The organism is Mixta hanseatica, assembly GCF_023517775.1.
Classification (GTDB): Bacteria; Pseudomonadota; Gammaproteobacteria; order Enterobacterales; family Enterobacteriaceae; genus Mixta; species Mixta hanseatica.
This window is the reverse complement of record NZ_CP082904.1, coordinates 1271967-1285962: the sequence shown is the minus strand read 5'-3', so window position 1 is coordinate 1285962 and position 13996 is coordinate 1271967. Positions and strand designations below refer to the sequence as shown.

Here is a 13996-nt window from a genome sequence, read left to right as displayed (position 1 = left end):
TGTATGTTTGCTGTGATCCCCGTACTTATCGTCGTTGCGTTGATTGTGGTCTGGTCAGGCGTCAAAATTGTGCCGCAGGGCTATCAATGGACCGTGGAGCGTTTTGGCCGCTATACCAAAACGCTGCAGCCCGGCCTGAACCTTTTAGTGCCGTTTATGGATCGTATTGGTCGCAAGATTAATATGATGGAGCAGGTGCTTGATGTCCCCTCGCAGGAAGTGATTTCCAAAGATAACGCCAACGTCACCATCGACGCGGTCTGCTTTATTCAGGTGGTCGATCCGGCGCGCGCCGCCTATGAGGTCAGCAACCTTGATCAGGCGATCATCAATCTGACGATGACTAATATCCGTACCGTTCTCGGCTCGATGGAGCTGGATGAGATGCTGTCGCAGCGTGACAGCATTAATACCCGCCTGTTGCACATTGTGGATGAGGCGACTAATCCGTGGGGCATTAAGGTCACGCGCATTGAGATCCGCGATGTGCGTCCGCCACAGGAGCTGATCGCCGCCATGAATGCGCAGATGAAAGCCGAGCGCACCAAGCGAGCTGATATTCTGGCGGCGGAAGGGATTCGTCAGGCGGCGATTTTACGCGCCGAAGGGGAAAAGCAGTCGGAAATATTAAAAGCAGAGGGCGATCGCCAGGCCGCGTTTTTACAGGCGGAAGCGCGTGAACGCGCCGCGGAAGCCGAAGCGCGCGCCACCAAAATGGTATCGGAAGCGATTGCCGCCGGGGATATTCAGGCAGTGAACTACTTTGTGGCGCAGAAGTATACCGATGCGTTACAACAAATCGGCTCCGCCAATAACAGCAAAGTGGTGCTGATGCCGTTAGATGCCAGCAGCCTGATGGGATCTATCGCCGGTATCAGCGAACTGCTGAATGAAAGCAAGCAGTCGCGGAGCCAGCAATAATGCTGGCGGCCGTGATTAACCAACCCCACTGGTTCTGGTTAACGCTGGGTGGCCTGTTATTGATTGCGGAAATGCTGGGCACCAGCGGCTATCTGCTGTGGAGCGGGCTGGCGGCGCTGGCGGTAGGGTTAATCCGCTGGATGCTGCCCTTTTCGTGGGGAACGCAGGGGATCCTGTTCGCGCTGCTGACGCTGCTCGCCGCCTTTCTCTGGTATCGCTGGCTGGCGCTGCGGCAAAAGCAGCCGGGGATGCTGCTTAACCAACGCGGCATGCAGATGACCGGCATGCAGCTGACGTTAGATGAAGATCTGGTTAACGGGCTGGGCCATGTTCGCGTCGGGGACAGCAGCTGGCGCGTGCAGGCTGACAACGATCTGCCCGCCGGTACGCGTGTGGTGGTGATCTGCGTGGAGGGCGTCACCCTGCGCATCAGGCCGCAGGACGCTGAGACGCCAGGCCGCTGAGCTTGTTGCGGATAAATTAGCGCTATTCGCGCCGCTGACATTATAAGGCATAAACAAGCGGCTTTCGGGCCGCTAATTTTTTGTGTGCTGACAGCAGCCGGCAAGATTATCAATTATCGGACAGTCTGCGCTTTCATCGCCGGGGCATGTCTCGGCCAGCGCCAACAGCCGCTCACGCATCAGATTTAACTCCAGGATATGCGCTTCGATCTCTTTGACTTTTTGCAGCGTGCGCGCTTTTACGTCAGCGCTGTGACGTGCCGGATCGTTGAACAGATGCACCAGCTCGCGACACTCATCGAGAGTAAAACCCACCTGCCGCGCCTGCCGCAGCAGCGTCAGTTCGTCCAGATGGCGCGCCGTGTAGCTGCGGTAGCCGTTTTCGCTACGCAACGGCGGCGTGACCAGCCCTTTCTCTTCATAAAAGCGGATCGCCTTACTGGTTAAGCCGGTTCTTTTTGCCACATCGCTAATATTCATGCTCTCCCCCTTTTCGCTATTGCTGGCAGGATAGCGCTGATTCGCCAGAGTGGACAGAGGCAGATGCCGGCCTTTCGCCTTTCCCTTTTATGCTGCCTGACAGGAGGTGATTCCAGCGCAAAATTATCATCTGGTTAAAAACTTGACCTTCCCCTTGATGGAAGGTTTAAGCTTACCACTCCGATAATCTATCGAGCCTGAAAATAAGGAGTCCCCTTATGTCACATACCACTCTGTTAGCGCTGGACGGTCTGACCTGCGGCCACTGCGTTAAACGCGTAAAAGAGGCGCTGGAACAGCGTCAGGATGTTCAGCAGGCTGAGGTTTCGCTGAACGAAGCCCGGGTGACCGGCGATGCCGCCGCAGAGGCGCTGATCGCTACCGTTGAGCAAGCCGGCTATCACGCCAGCCAACAGGATAACGCGCGCCCAAAGCCTGAACCGCTGACAGCATCGGAAAGCCAGCTGGCAGCGGATAATCCATCCATTCCCGCTCAGGCTGACGCCGCAGCGGGGCATTCTTCTTTTTCACCGCAAGCCGCCGCTGCGGATAGCGCGGCGCTGGCGACTCAGGCTGATGAAGCCGCAGAAAATTATCAGCTACTGATTGACGGTATGAGCTGCGCCAGCTGCGTTAGTCGGGTCGAGAAAGCCCTGGCCCAGGTAGCAGGCGTTCAGCAGGCGCGCGTTAACCTTGCCGAGCGCAGCGCCCTGGTGATTGGCTCGCCGCAGCCGCAGGCGTTGGTCGCCGCCGTAACGGCAGCAGGCTACGGCGCTGAAGTGATCGGCGACGAAAGCGAGCGACGGGAAAAACAGCAGAGCAGCGCGCGTCAGGCGATGCGGCGCTTTAGCTGGCAGTCGGCGCTGGCGCTGGCGCTTGGCGTGCCGCTGATGGTTTACGGCCTGTTTGGCGACAATATGATGTTAACCACCAGCAATCGCAGCGGCTGGCTGGTGATCGGCGCGCTGACGCTGCTGGTGATGGTGGTCGCGGGCGGCCATTTTTATCGTAGCGCATGGCGCAGCCTGCTGAACCGCTCCGCCACCATGGATACGCTGGTGGCGCTCGGCACGCTGGCGGCCTGGCTCTATTCCATCAGCGTCAATCTGTGGCCAGATTTTTTCCCGGCTGCCGCGCGGCATCTTTATTACGAAGCCAGCGCCATGATTATCGGCCTGATTAATTTAGGCCACGCGCTGGAGCAGCGGGCGCGTCAACGCTCGTCAAAAGCGCTGGAACGGCTGCTGGATTTAACTCCCGCTACGGCGCGCGTGGTCACCGCTGACGGCGAGAAAACCGTGGCCTTAAGCGAGGTGCAGTTGGGGATGGTATTAAGGCTGGCGACCGGCGATCGTGTGCCGGTTGATGGCGCTATCACCGAAGGCGAAGCCTGGCTGGATGAATCGATGCTGACCGGCGAGCCGCTGCCGCTACAGAAGTCAGCGGGCGCAGCCTTGCATGCCGGTACCCTGGTGCAGGACGGCAGCGTTCTGTTCCGCGCCAACGCCATCGGCAAAAATACCACCCTGTCGCGCATTATTCAGCTGGTGCGTCAGGCGCAAAGCAGCAAACCGGCTATCGGCCAGCTGGCGGATCGTATTTCCGCAGTATTTGTGCCGGTGGTGGTGACGATCGCGCTATTCAGCGCCGCCGTTTGGTATTTTTTCGGTCCACAGCCGTCGCTGGTTTATATGCTGGTGATCGCCACGACCGTGCTAATTATCGCCTGCCCTTGCGCCTTAGGGCTGGCTACGCCGATGTCGATTATTGCCGGTGTGGGGCGCGCGGCGGAGTTTGGCGTACTGGTGCGCGATGCCGATGCGCTACAGCGTGCCAGCGAGCTGGATACGCTGGTATTCGATAAAACCGGGACGTTGACGCAGGGCGCGCCGCAGGTTACGCAGATCGTCACCTTTAATGGTTTTAGCGAAGCAGAGGTGCTGCGCTGGGCAGCAGCGCTGGAACAGGGTTCCAGTCACCCGCTGGCGAAAGCGATTCGCGATCGCGCCGGGGAAATGGCTCTGCCAGAAAGCAGCCAGTTCCGCACCCTGCGTGGGATGGGCGTGAGTGCTCAGCTGGAAGGCCAGCCGATGCTGTTGGGGAATGCCGCCCTGCTGGCTCAGCAACAGATTGGGGCGGAACAGGCCGCGTCGCTTGCCGATGAGCAGGCGGCCAACGGTGCGACGCCGGTCTTTCTGGCAGTAGCGGGCCAGCTGGCAGGTTTGCTGGCCATCCGCGATCCGCTGCGTAAAGAGAGCGTAAGCGCGCTGCAGCGCCTGCACGGGTTGGGCTATCAGCTGATCATGCTGACCGGGGATAATGAAATCACCGCGAACGCCATTGCACGCGAGGCCGGACTGGATCGGGTGATTGCTGGCGTCTTGCCGGACGGCAAAGCGGCGGCGATCAAGCAATTGCAGCAGGCGGGTCATAAAGTCGCCATGGTCGGCGACGGCATCAACGATGCGCCAGCGCTGGCGCAGGCTGACGTCGGGATTGCCATGGGCGGCGGCAGTGACGTGGCGATCGAAACCGCGGCCATTACGCTGATGCGTCACGATCTGCACAGCGTGGTGGATGCCCTGGCGATCGCCAAAGCTACGCTGCGTAATATGAAGCAGAATCTGCTGGGCGCCTTTATCTATAACGCGCTGGCGATCCCTGTCGCCGCAGGCGTTCTCTGGCCCCTGACCGGCACCCTGCTTAGCCCGGTGATCGCCGGCGCAGCAATGGCGCTCTCTTCGATTACCGTGGTCAGCAATGCTAACCGGCTGTTGCGCTATCAACCGCCCGGCGCCTAGCTCAACGCGGCGTTTGTTCTCCTCTGGCGCTGGCTTCCGGTATAGAAGTCAGCGCTTTCGCCTGTTCATCGTGAAATGAAACCGCTAGCATGGGGAGTTTACTGGCGGCAAAGGGTGAGAGAATGGATAGATGGCGGCACAACCTGACCACGCTGTTTCGTACGCTGGTCCCAAAACATTACCGTTGGCCAGCCACAGATGTCTGGCTGCCCGGCCAGCGCGAGCTGCATCTGGTCGGCAGTATTCATATGGGCACCCGCAATATGATGCCATTGCCGCCGGAACTGCTGGCGCGTCTGGAAAAGGCGGACGCCCTGATTGTGGAAGCGGATATTACCGGCACCGCCTCGCCTTTTACCTGGCATGAAGCGCAGCCGCCGCTGGCAGAACGCGTCGATGAAGCCACGCTGCAGCAGTTGAACCGGCTGTGTGATGAACTGAACCTGAATCTGACTCAGCTTGAAGCGTTGCCCCTATGGCAAATCGCGCTGATGCTGCAGGCGCAGCAGGCGCAGCGGCTGGGTTTACGGCCCGATTACGGCATCGATTATCAGCTGTTGCAGGCAGCGCAGGCGCAGGGACGGCGCATTATTGAACTGGAAGGCGCCGGCGAGCAGCTCGATATCCTTAAAACCCTGCCGGAAAATGGTCAGTCGCTGCTGACCGATACGCTGGAACACTGGCATACCAATGCGCGTCTGTTGCAAACCATGGTGAGTTGGTGGCTGGAGAAGCCGCCGCAGCAGAGCCAGATGGCATTGCCGACCACCTTCAGCACCGAGCTAAACGATCTGCTGATGCATCAGCGCAATCAACGCTGGAACCAGCTGTTGCGCGCGCTGCCGCCGGGGCGTTATGTTGTGGCGGTTGGCGCGCTGCACCTGTACGGCGAAAATAATCTACCCGAGCTGCTCCGGCGCAGATAAAAAAAAGGCCAATATTGCTATCGGCCCGTCAAAGAGGAATTTGTTTATGATTTTGGTTATTCATCAGTAATTGCATTACCGACGCCAGACAATTTTCTCTCAAAGCCTGGGATTTAACCAGCGCTATTTTTTACCAGACCGTAATTTTCACTGTCGGAAGAAGCTATGACGCCCGCAATAAAACTGCTGGAAAAGAAAAAAATCCCTTTTACGCTGCATCCCTATGAGCATGACAGTAACGAGACGCATTTTGGCGATGAGGCGGTGCGTAAACTTAACCTGAATCCGCAGCAGGTTTATAAAACGCTGCTGGTGGCGCTGAACGGCGACGGCAAACAGCTGGCCGTGGCGGTAACGCCCGTTGCCAGCCAGCTTGATTTGAAAAAGGTGGCGAAGGCCCTGCAGGCCAAAAAAGCGGAAATGGCCGATCCGCAGTTGGCGCAGCGCGTTACCGGTTACCTGATCGGCGGCATCAGTCCGCTGGGGCAAAAGAAACGCCTGCCGACGGTAATCGATAGCCAGGCTACCGCCTTTCCTACCATCTTTATTTCAGGCGGCAAGCGCGGCCTGGATATCGAACTGGCCGCCAGCGATCTGGCCGCGCTGTTAGAGGCAAGCCTGGTCGATATCGCGCGTCAGGATTAGGCGCGCTGCGCGCAAAGCTGATCGATCATCCAGCGCCCCGCCGGTCCTGGCGGGGTGCGGGTCGACCAGACGGCATCTACCGCAATATTTTGCGGCCAGCCCGCCACCGGCAGCATATGCAATACGCCATGTCCAAACTGCTCTACCAGCCAGCGCGGCAGGATCGACCAGCCAAACCCCTGCTCCGCCATCTCCAACAGCAGCAAATACGAAGGCGCCGACCAGACCTGGCCGCAGGTGATCGTTTCCCGCACGCCTGCCCAGGTATTTAGCCTGAGCTGCCTGAGCGGCGTTAGCTCCGCCAGACTCACCTTTTCCTGAGCGGCCAGCGGATGATCGCGATGAATAAACACCGCCATTTGCGCCTGCACCTGCAAGCGCGAGGCGGTAATGGTTACCGGCAGCGCTGACTGAACGCGAATCACGCCCAGGTGAATACGATTGCTTTGCAGCAAATCGATAACGTCTTCGTCTTCGGCGATCATGCATTCAAATTCAATATGCGGATAGCGGGCGGCAAAGCGCTTCAGCAGTTGCTCATGGTGGTCCGCCTGCCAGAAATCGGAAATCGCCATGCTAAGACGCGGTTCGACATCGGCGGAGAGCCGCACCGCCAGCTCATCAAGCCGCTGGCTGGCCGCTAAAATCTCCTGCACCTGACGCAGCGCCCGCGCCCCCGCCTCGGTCAGTGCTGGTTCACGCCCGGCGCGGTGAAACAGCTTAAATCCGAGGTCCGCCTCCAGATTGGCAATCGCGGCGCTAACGGTAGACTGGCTTTTCCCCAGTGCGCGCGCCGCGGCGGAAAACGAGCCCTTTTCCACCGTCTGGACGAAAGCCTGCAATGATTCCGGTGAGTAACGCATCGTTCTATCGCTTTTTTCGATGGGAGTTAATTGTATTTTAACCCAACGCTGGCAGAAAATAAGCGTCAGCTTAATAAGAGCCTGTCCCGGCAGACAGGATTAACCAGGCTCGAAAGGAGAATTTATGCAGTCCCGGTCGTTTAAAGAACGCGTATTACATGCGGTAGGTTTTGAGGCATTAGCGATTTTGATCGTTTCACCGTTAGCGGCGGCGGTCATGCATAAACCGCTGTTCCAGATGGGCGCGCTGGCGCTGGCGCTTTCCACTATCGCGATGGTGTGGAATATCATCTATAACGCCGTGTTTGATCGACTCTTTCCCCGCGATCGAGTCAGACGCGGGCTGTGGCTACGCATTATGCACGCCCTCTGCTTTGAAGGCGGCTTTATTCTTATCGGCCTGCCGGTGGCCTCAATGATGCTGGGCATCGGACTGCTTCAGGCCTTTATGCTGGAAGTTGGCTTTTTCCTGTTCTTTCTGCCCTATACGGTGGCGTATAACTGGATATGGGACAAGCTGCGAGAAAAATGGCACTCGCCATGCCATAGCGGATAAATTCAGGCCCGCCGGTTAAAACCACGGGCCTGCTGCTATCACTTACCGCTGAGCCAGGCCAGAATCATCTGGGGATAGCTGCGATGGCGGCTCTCCTGCTTTTCCAGTTCTTCTTTTTCCGCCGCGCTGCGGTAAATAATTTCACCTTTTGGCGCATAAGCCTCAGCCTTCAGCGGCGACTGCTGTTCGATATACTGCTTCAGTACTTCCGCATCGACAAAGCCGGTATTCACAAAGCCTGGCAGCGTATTGATAACCGGATAGCCATCGCCGCCGTTGGCGTTAAAGCTCAGCGTCGCCATACGGTAGGTTTTCTCCGCCTGCAGCGGCTCACCGTTGATTTTCACCTCGCTTACGCCCTGCCCGTCCGCGATCAGGCTGACGTTGACGAACTGCGCATACGCGCCAGAATCTACCTGCTTATTCGCCACTACCGCCAGATATTTCTCCACCTCGCTGCCTTTCATCTCCACCCAGCAGAGCGTATTGCCAAACGGCTGCACTTTAAGCACATCTTTATAGCTGATCGGCCCCGCCTCGATCGAATCGCGCACGCCACCACCGCTCATCACAGCAAAATCCGCTTTGGTACGCGCAATCTGCGATGCCAGGATCAGACGCGCCAGGTTGGTCTGCACAAAGCGCACCTTGTTGCGATCCCCTTCCAGCCGCGCATCGACGCTGCCCACCTTCACATTCAGCTGCGCCTCGCCTTTTTTCTGGAACGGCGTCAGCAGCTTCATCATGGCGCTATTGGGCAAGATTTCCTGCTGGTAATTAATCCATTCATCTTTGCCTTCGCTGTTCTTTACCTTGTGCTTCAGGTTCACCGGAATCAGCTGATAGTTTTCCAGCGTTAACACCCCGTCGCGGAAGGTAAAGTCGGCCCGACCAACGTATTTGCCCCACTCATGCGCCTGAACAATCCAGGTGCCGTTCTGGCGATCGGGCACGCAAGGCGAGCCAGGCACGTAATCGACCTGCTTCTGGTTATCCTGCGCCATGCATACCGGATCCTGAGAGTGGCCGCCGACAATCAGATCGAGATAGCCCTGCGGCAAGGCGCGCGCCATTTCCACATCGCCCGGCGCGTTAGAGCCGTGTTTACCGTTGTCGTAATGACCCATATGGGTGGCGGCGATGATGACATCCGGCTTTTCAGTGGCGCGCAGCGTTTCCACCGCCTGCTTCGCTTCACGGGCGGGTGAGCGGAATTCAATATCGGTCAGGTATTCGGGATTGCCGATTTTAGCGGTGTCATCGGTCGTCAGGCCGATCACCGCTATTTTCAGTCCCATGCGGTTAAATAACGCCCAGGGTTGGAACAGGCGTTGCCCGGTGCTTTTTTGATAAATATTCGCCGAGAGCAGCGGGAACTTGGCCCACTTTTGCTGCTGACGCAGCACCGAAAGCGGGTTATCAAACTCATGATTGCCGATAGCCATCGCATCGTAGCCGACCAGATTCATTCCACGAAAATCGGGTTCCGCATCCTGCAGGTCGGATTCCGGTACGCCGGTATTAATATCGCCGCCGGAGAGGATCAGCACCGCGCCGCCGTGCGCCTGAACGTCATAACGAATCTTGTCCATCAGCGTTTTCTGCGCCGCCAGACCATATTCGCCCTGTTCGTTATGCCAGAAGCGACCATGGTGATCGTTAGTATGCAACACGGTAAATTTATAGACGCGGCCCTTTTCCCAGGCCTGCGCCTGCGATGAGAGCAGGCTCAGGGAAAGTATCCCGCCCATGATAAGAGTATTGATAAAACGCAACGTTATTCTCCTTGTCGACGCGATTTCTGACCGGGACGGCCATCAGCAGCCGGGCATTTGCTGCCATAATAGTAAGGCAGGCCAGCGAATTTGTAACGCGGTGGTTAGTTATGCCTGAAGTGCGGCAGTCTCGCAATACGACTTATCCTGCTGCGCCAACTCTTTTGTCCTGGCAGGAAATAAGCTACGAAATGGCGACCTGCTCATGTTTACAGGCTTTTACAGTTATTTCATGAAGCTACCATGACAGCTTACCCCGGTTTGGCGCGCTATTTTTGCAATTCTTAAAATCTTAGTCGTGGTATTCATTAAGGTTTACGCATCATAAGTAAAAAAAATGACCCTCATCGCAAACTTCTGGCTCAACACCCACTTTTTTTAGTTTTTAAGCATTTATTTTCAGGCTGCCGCCCCCATATTGTTTTACACTGTTTACAACCGGACACAGTTACATACAGAAGGAGACAGCATGCACCACAGCACCCCGCTGATTACCACCATCGTTGGAGGCCTTGTCCTCGCCTTTCTTTTAGGGATGCTCGCCAGCAGGCTACGCATTTCTCCTCTGGTGGGCTATCTGCTGGCGGGCGTTCTGTCTGGACCTTTTACCCCCGGCTTTGTCGCGGATATGGGGCTGGCGCAAGAGCTGGCGGAGCTGGGCGTGATTTTGCTGATGTTTGGTGTCGGGCTGCATTTCTCGCTAAAGGATCTTATGGCGGTCAAAGCGATCGCCATCCCGGGCGCTATTGCGCAAATTACCGTGGCGACGCTGCTGGGGATGGGACTTAGCGTCGCGCTGGGCTGGGAATGGATGACCGGGCTGGTCTTTGGGCTTTGTCTTTCTACCGCCAGTACCGTGGTGCTGCTGCGAGCGCTGGAAGAGCGCCAGCTGATCGATACCCAGCGCGGTCAGATCGCTATCGGCTGGCTGATTGTCGAAGACCTGGTGATGGTGCTTACGCTGGTGCTGCTGCCAGCCATTGCCGGGATGATGGAGAAAGGCAACGCCAGCTTTACGCTGCTGGCGTGGGATCTGTTGTTTACCATCGGTAAGGTCGCCGCCTTTATGGTGCTGATGATGGTGGTGGGTCGTCGGGTGGTGCCGTGGATTCTGGCGCGCAGCGCCGCCACCGGTTCTCGCGAATTGTTTACGCTGTCGGTGCTGGCGCTGGCGCTGGGCATCGCCTTCGGCGCCGTCGAGTTTTTTGATGCTTCCTTTGCGCTGGGCGCCTTCTTTGCCGGCATGGTGCTGAATGAATCGGAGCTAAGCCATCGCGCTGCGCACGACACACTGCCATTGCGCGATGCGTTTGCCGTTCTGTTTTTCGTTTCGGTGGGTATGCTGTTCGATCCGATGATTCTGGTTCAGCAGCCGCTGGCGGTGCTGGGCGTGCTGGCGATCATCATCTTTGGCAAGTCGCTGGCGGCCTGGCTGCTGGTCACCCTGCTCGGCCATTCACGACGTACCGCGCTGACCATTTCTGTTAGCCTCGCGCAAATTGGCGAGTTCGCCTTTATTCTGGCCGGTCTGGGCATTTCGCTGAACATGCTTAGCGATGAGGGCCGTAACCTGGTGCTGGCTGGCGCTATCCTGTCGATTATGCTTAACCCGATTCTGTTTACTTTGCTGGAACGCTTTCTGGAAAAGAATGAGAATTTCGAGGAACAGAGTCTGGAAGAAGCCACGGAAGAGGAAAAACAGATTCCGGTTAATATCTGCAATCATGCGGTAATTGTCGGCTATGGACGCGTCGGCAGCCTGGTGGGCCAGCTACTGGTGGAGGCGGAAATTCCTATTGTGGTGGTCGAGAACTCGCGCCCGCGCGTCGAAGCGCTACGTGAGCAAGGCATCAGGGCCATTCTGGGCAATGCGGCGCGCGCTGAAACCATGGAGCTGGCGCGGCTGGACTGCGCGCGCTGGCTGCTGATGAGTATACCCAACGGCTATGAAGCAGGTGAGATTATCGCGGCGGCGCGTGAAAAACATCCGCATCTGGAGATTATCGCCCGCGCGCATTATGACGATGAAGTGCACTATATTCTTGAACGCGGTGCCGATAACGTGATTATGGGCGAGCGCGAGATCGCCAATAGTATGCTGGCGATGCTGAAGGCCGGGCTGGATGCTCAGCCCACCCTGAATCCACATCATCCCTCATAAATTACCCGCGCGCGGCATCACGCCGCGCGCTGATTTTACCGTTCCCAATAGGCTTCTTCGAGGCTATCTTCACGTTCCGGCAGGCCGCGCGTCAGACGCGGCGAATGCTGATTCAGCACCTGATAGCTTACACGGTTAGCGTATTTACAAACCTGCGCCAGAGAGGAATAGGTCAGATAATTGCGTACGTGCTTGCTGGAGTTAGGCACGTTGTTACGGTGATAGCTGTTGGCGGTAATATCATGCAGCAACGCCGCCAGCGCGCCATCGCCCGCGCCGTTGGTGTTCATGATCTTTTCCGGCCCGCCCATATAAGGGGCGATATGCGAATAGATACGCAGCGGCTGCTGGCAATCTTGATAGCGCATGGCGCGGCTGAACTCATACTGGTTAAATTCCGCAATCGCGCCGGGCAGCAGAGGCAGATTGGTTTGCCGTTTCGCGCTCTCTTCGGTATAGCCTGCCATATACAGTCCGTTGGGGCCGGCGGTGCACAGCACCAGATCCACCCACTCCAGCGCTTTATCCGCCGCCAGCAGCGGATCGGCCTGGCCGGTCAGCTCCAGTCCCTCTTCTTCGTTCATCGCCAGGATAGAAACATGCTCGCACAGGAAGTCACGCCAGAACTGCGGGTTTTCAGCGATGACATGTTTGGTTCCCAGCGTCAGCACCACCGGCACGTTGTACTGCTTCGCCCAGGCGACCGCCTGCATAGTGGCTTCCGGCATCGGTTCGCCCGCTTTGCAACGCACCAGATAGGAGGTCAGCACCAACGCCGAGGCGCCGGCAATCACCTCTTCAGGAATACTTTCCGGGCGCAGCTGATTCATCATGCCGGGGCTGATGGCAAAGGTACGCTCGCCGTTATCGCTAATCAGCGTAAAGCAGCGGCCAATGGCGCCATCCACGCCCTGCAGATAGTTAAGGTCAGTACGGCTGGAGGTATTGCACAGATAACGATAGGCGTAGCCGCCAATCTGCACGTTATTGCACATTACACCCAGCAGCACCGAGCGGTCATCGGCCAGCACCGAGTAGTTATGCATGGTATTGCCGATGGTACCGCCGGCAAACTGGTGGGTAATCAGGTTTTCACGCATCAGTTCGGCATAGAGCGCGTCCGCCACTTCATCTTCAATCACCAGCGAGTGGCCAACGCTAAGCCCGTAACGCGCCACAAAAGCGTTATCTACTTTTGCTTCAATGTCTACCAATGTCTGATCGATGCCGACAACCCAGCTGGTGCCGGTTTCGCTTTCGGGTTGAACGGGCTGTAACAGCGGATCGCGAGCGTTGACGGGAAAATAGTGTTTGGATTTGCGTTGGCCGGGAAATTTCATGGTTGATAGCTTCAGAATAAACAGGCGGAGAATGATATCACACTCCCCGCCGTTACTCAGCGATGCGCGTTCACCAGCGCCAGCATCATGTCTATGTGCTCGGCGTCGTCATTCAGCGCCGGGATATATTCAAATTTCTCGCCGCCGGCATGCATGAAGAACTCGCGGTTCTGCTCGCTGATCTCTTCCAGCGTCTCCAGACAGTCGGAGGAGAAGCCAGGGCTCATGATTTGAATATGGCGCACCCCTTTCGCCGGTAAGCCACGCATGGTTTCATCGGTATAGGGCGTCAGCCAGGGTTCACGGCCGAAACGCGACTGGAAAGTCATCATCACTTCGCTATCGCTCAGCCCAAGCGCGCGCGTCAGCGCCTCGGTGGTATCGCGGCAGCGCTGCGGATAATCATCGCCCTCATTGGCAAAGCGCTGCGGAATACCGTGGTAGGACATCACCAGCAGATCGGGTTTGCCGTGCTGCGCAAAAGAGCGCTCAACCGAGGCTTTCAGCGCGGCGATATAGGCCGGATGCTCGGCGTAATCGCGAATAAAGTGGACATCTGGCATGGAGCGATAGCCAGCAAACACGCTGCTCAGGCCATCCCATACCGCCGCCACCGTCGAGCAGGAGAATTGCGGATAGAGCGGCAGCACGATCAGCCGCGTCACGCCCTGCGCCATCAGACTGTCGACCGCGCTTTTCAGGCTGGGGTTGCCGTAGCTCATGCCCAGCTCAACGGGAATATCCAGCCGCGCGGCCAGCGCGTCACGCTGACGCTTACTGAACACCATCAGCGGCGAGCCCTCTTCCATCCATACCGACGCGTAAAGCTTCGAGACGCGCGGGGAGCGAATCGGCAGAATAATGCCGTTCAGGATCGGCCACCACAGCCAGCGCGGCGTATCTACCACGCGCTTGTCGCTAAGAAACTGTTTCAGGTAACGTTTAACCGCTGGCGTGGTCGGCGCATCGGGCGTACCCAGGTTGACCAGCAAGACGCCGGGTTTATCTTGCCTCATCGTATATCCCTGTTTTTTCAAATGGATTAACTTGTTTTACGCGTTGAT

Annotated in this window: 12 protein-coding genes; 7 read left to right on the top strand and 5 right to left on the bottom strand. The window is 57.4% G+C overall.

From position 1 onward, the window contains the following. Positions 1 to 3 precede the first annotated feature (3 nt). Positions 4 to 921, top strand: coding sequence for an SPFH domain-containing protein (locus tag K6958_RS06145; protein ID WP_249893832.1), 918 nt, complete (start codon positions 4 to 6; stop codon positions 919 to 921). Continuing rightward, complete coding sequence (locus tag K6958_RS06140) at positions 921 to 1385, top strand: NfeD family protein (RefSeq protein WP_249893831.1); 465 nt, start codon at positions 921 to 923, stop codon at positions 1383 to 1385. Before K6958_RS06145 ends, K6958_RS06140 begins: the two co-directional genes overlap by 1 nt. A 72-nt stretch (positions 1386 to 1457) precedes the next feature. On the opposite strand, the gene cueR is transcribed toward K6958_RS06140, so the two are convergent. After that, the gene (gene cueR, locus K6958_RS06135; RefSeq protein ID WP_249893830.1) at positions 1458 to 1865 is read right to left on the bottom strand and encodes a Cu(I)-responsive transcriptional regulator; all 408 of its coding nucleotides are present in this window, start codon (positions 1863 to 1865) and stop codon (positions 1458 to 1460) included. Between the two features lie 218 nt (positions 1866 to 2083). Between cueR and copA the strand changes: the two genes are divergently transcribed. From copA to ybaK, 3 genes are all read left to right on the top strand, one after another. Beyond that, entirely contained in the window at positions 2084 to 4666 is a 2583-nt protein-coding gene (copA, locus tag K6958_RS06130; RefSeq protein ID WP_249893829.1) for a copper-exporting P-type ATPase CopA, read from the top strand. 122 nt (positions 4667 to 4788) lie between these two features. Continuing rightward, on the top strand, positions 4789 to 5592 hold the full coding sequence (locus K6958_RS06125) for a TraB/GumN family protein (protein ID WP_249893828.1): 804 nt from the start codon (positions 4789 to 4791) through the stop codon (positions 5590 to 5592). 165 nt (positions 5593 to 5757) lie between these two features. Beyond that, positions 5758 to 6237 carry a Cys-tRNA(Pro)/Cys-tRNA(Cys) deacylase YbaK gene (gene ybaK / locus K6958_RS06120; protein ID WP_249893827.1) on the top strand — a complete coding sequence of 160 codons (480 nt, stop codon included), beginning with the start codon at positions 5758 to 5760 and terminating at the stop codon, positions 6235 to 6237. Here the strand turns inward: ybaK and K6958_RS06115 are convergent. Then, the gene (locus tag K6958_RS06115; protein WP_249893826.1) at positions 6234 to 7100 is read right to left on the bottom strand and encodes a LysR family transcriptional regulator; all 867 of its coding nucleotides are present in this window, start codon (positions 7098 to 7100) and stop codon (positions 6234 to 6236) included. The two genes, ybaK and K6958_RS06115, sit on opposite strands and share 4 nt — an antisense overlap. Positions 7101 to 7224: 124 nt before the next feature. On the opposite strand from K6958_RS06115, the gene K6958_RS06110 reads away from it, so the two are divergent. Then, a complete protein-coding gene (locus tag K6958_RS06110; RefSeq protein WP_249893825.1) occupies positions 7225 to 7656 on the top strand; it encodes a multidrug/biocide efflux PACE transporter in 432 nt (143 codons plus the stop codon). A gap of 38 nt (positions 7657 to 7694) precedes the next feature. Here the strand turns inward: K6958_RS06110 and ushA are convergent, their stop codons facing one another. Further along, positions 7695 to 9407 (bottom strand): bifunctional UDP-sugar hydrolase/5'-nucleotidase UshA, encoded by a 1713-nt coding sequence (gene ushA / locus K6958_RS06105; RefSeq protein WP_249894606.1) that lies wholly within the window; start codon positions 9405 to 9407, stop codon positions 7695 to 7697. Between the two features lie 493 nt (positions 9408 to 9900). On the opposite strand from ushA, the gene ybaL reads away from it, so the two are divergent. Then, positions 9901 to 11592, top strand: coding sequence for a YbaL family putative K(+) efflux transporter (gene ybaL / locus K6958_RS06100; RefSeq protein ID WP_249893824.1), 1692 nt, complete (start codon positions 9901 to 9903; stop codon positions 11590 to 11592). Positions 11593 to 11627: 35 nt separating this feature from the next. Here the strand turns inward: ybaL and K6958_RS06095 are convergent, their stop codons facing one another. Both K6958_RS06095 and hemH read right to left on the bottom strand, forming a co-directional pair. After that, positions 11628 to 12932: an inosine/guanosine kinase gene (locus K6958_RS06095; RefSeq protein ID WP_249893823.1), complete on the bottom strand. Its 1305-nt coding sequence runs from the start codon at positions 12930 to 12932 to the stop codon at positions 11628 to 11630. A 56-nt stretch (positions 12933 to 12988) separates the two neighbouring features. Then, positions 12989 to 13948: a ferrochelatase gene (gene hemH / locus K6958_RS06090; RefSeq protein WP_249893822.1), complete on the bottom strand. Its 960-nt coding sequence runs from the start codon at positions 13946 to 13948 to the stop codon at positions 12989 to 12991. Positions 13949 to 13996 lie beyond the last annotated feature (48 nt).

Excerpts from the sequence above, each read along its gene's own strand:
- K6958_RS06145 (WP_249893832.1), top strand. The coding sequence starts at position 4 with ATGTTTGCTGTGATCCCCGTACTTATCGTCGTTGCGTTGATTGTGGTC.
- K6958_RS06140 (WP_249893831.1), top strand. The coding sequence starts at position 921 with ATGCTGGCGGCCGTGATTAACCAACCCCACTGGTTCTGGTTAACGCTG.
- cueR (WP_249893830.1), bottom strand. The coding sequence starts at position 1,865 with ATGAATATTAGCGATGTGGCAAAAAGAACCGGCTTAACCAGTAAGGCG.
- copA (WP_249893829.1), top strand. The coding sequence starts at position 2,084 with ATGTCACATACCACTCTGTTAGCGCTGGACGGTCTGACCTGCGGCCAC.
- K6958_RS06125 (WP_249893828.1), top strand. The coding sequence starts at position 4,789 with ATGGATAGATGGCGGCACAACCTGACCACGCTGTTTCGTACGCTGGTC.
- ybaK (WP_249893827.1), top strand. The coding sequence starts at position 5,758 with ATGACGCCCGCAATAAAACTGCTGGAAAAGAAAAAAATCCCTTTTACG.
- K6958_RS06115 (WP_249893826.1), bottom strand. The coding sequence starts at position 7,100 with ATGCGTTACTCACCGGAATCATTGCAGGCTTTCGTCCAGACGGTGGAA.
- K6958_RS06110 (WP_249893825.1), top strand. The coding sequence starts at position 7,225 with ATGCAGTCCCGGTCGTTTAAAGAACGCGTATTACATGCGGTAGGTTTT.
- ushA (WP_249894606.1), bottom strand. The coding sequence starts at position 9,407 with ATGGGCGGGATACTTTCCCTGAGCCTGCTCTCATCGCAGGCGCAGGCC.
- ybaL (WP_249893824.1), top strand. The coding sequence starts at position 9,901 with ATGCACCACAGCACCCCGCTGATTACCACCATCGTTGGAGGCCTTGTC.
- K6958_RS06095 (WP_249893823.1), bottom strand. The coding sequence starts at position 12,932 with ATGAAATTTCCCGGCCAACGCAAATCCAAACACTATTTTCCCGTCAAC.
- hemH (WP_249893822.1), bottom strand. The coding sequence starts at position 13,948 with ATGAGGCAAGATAAACCCGGCGTCTTGCTGGTCAACCTGGGTACGCCC.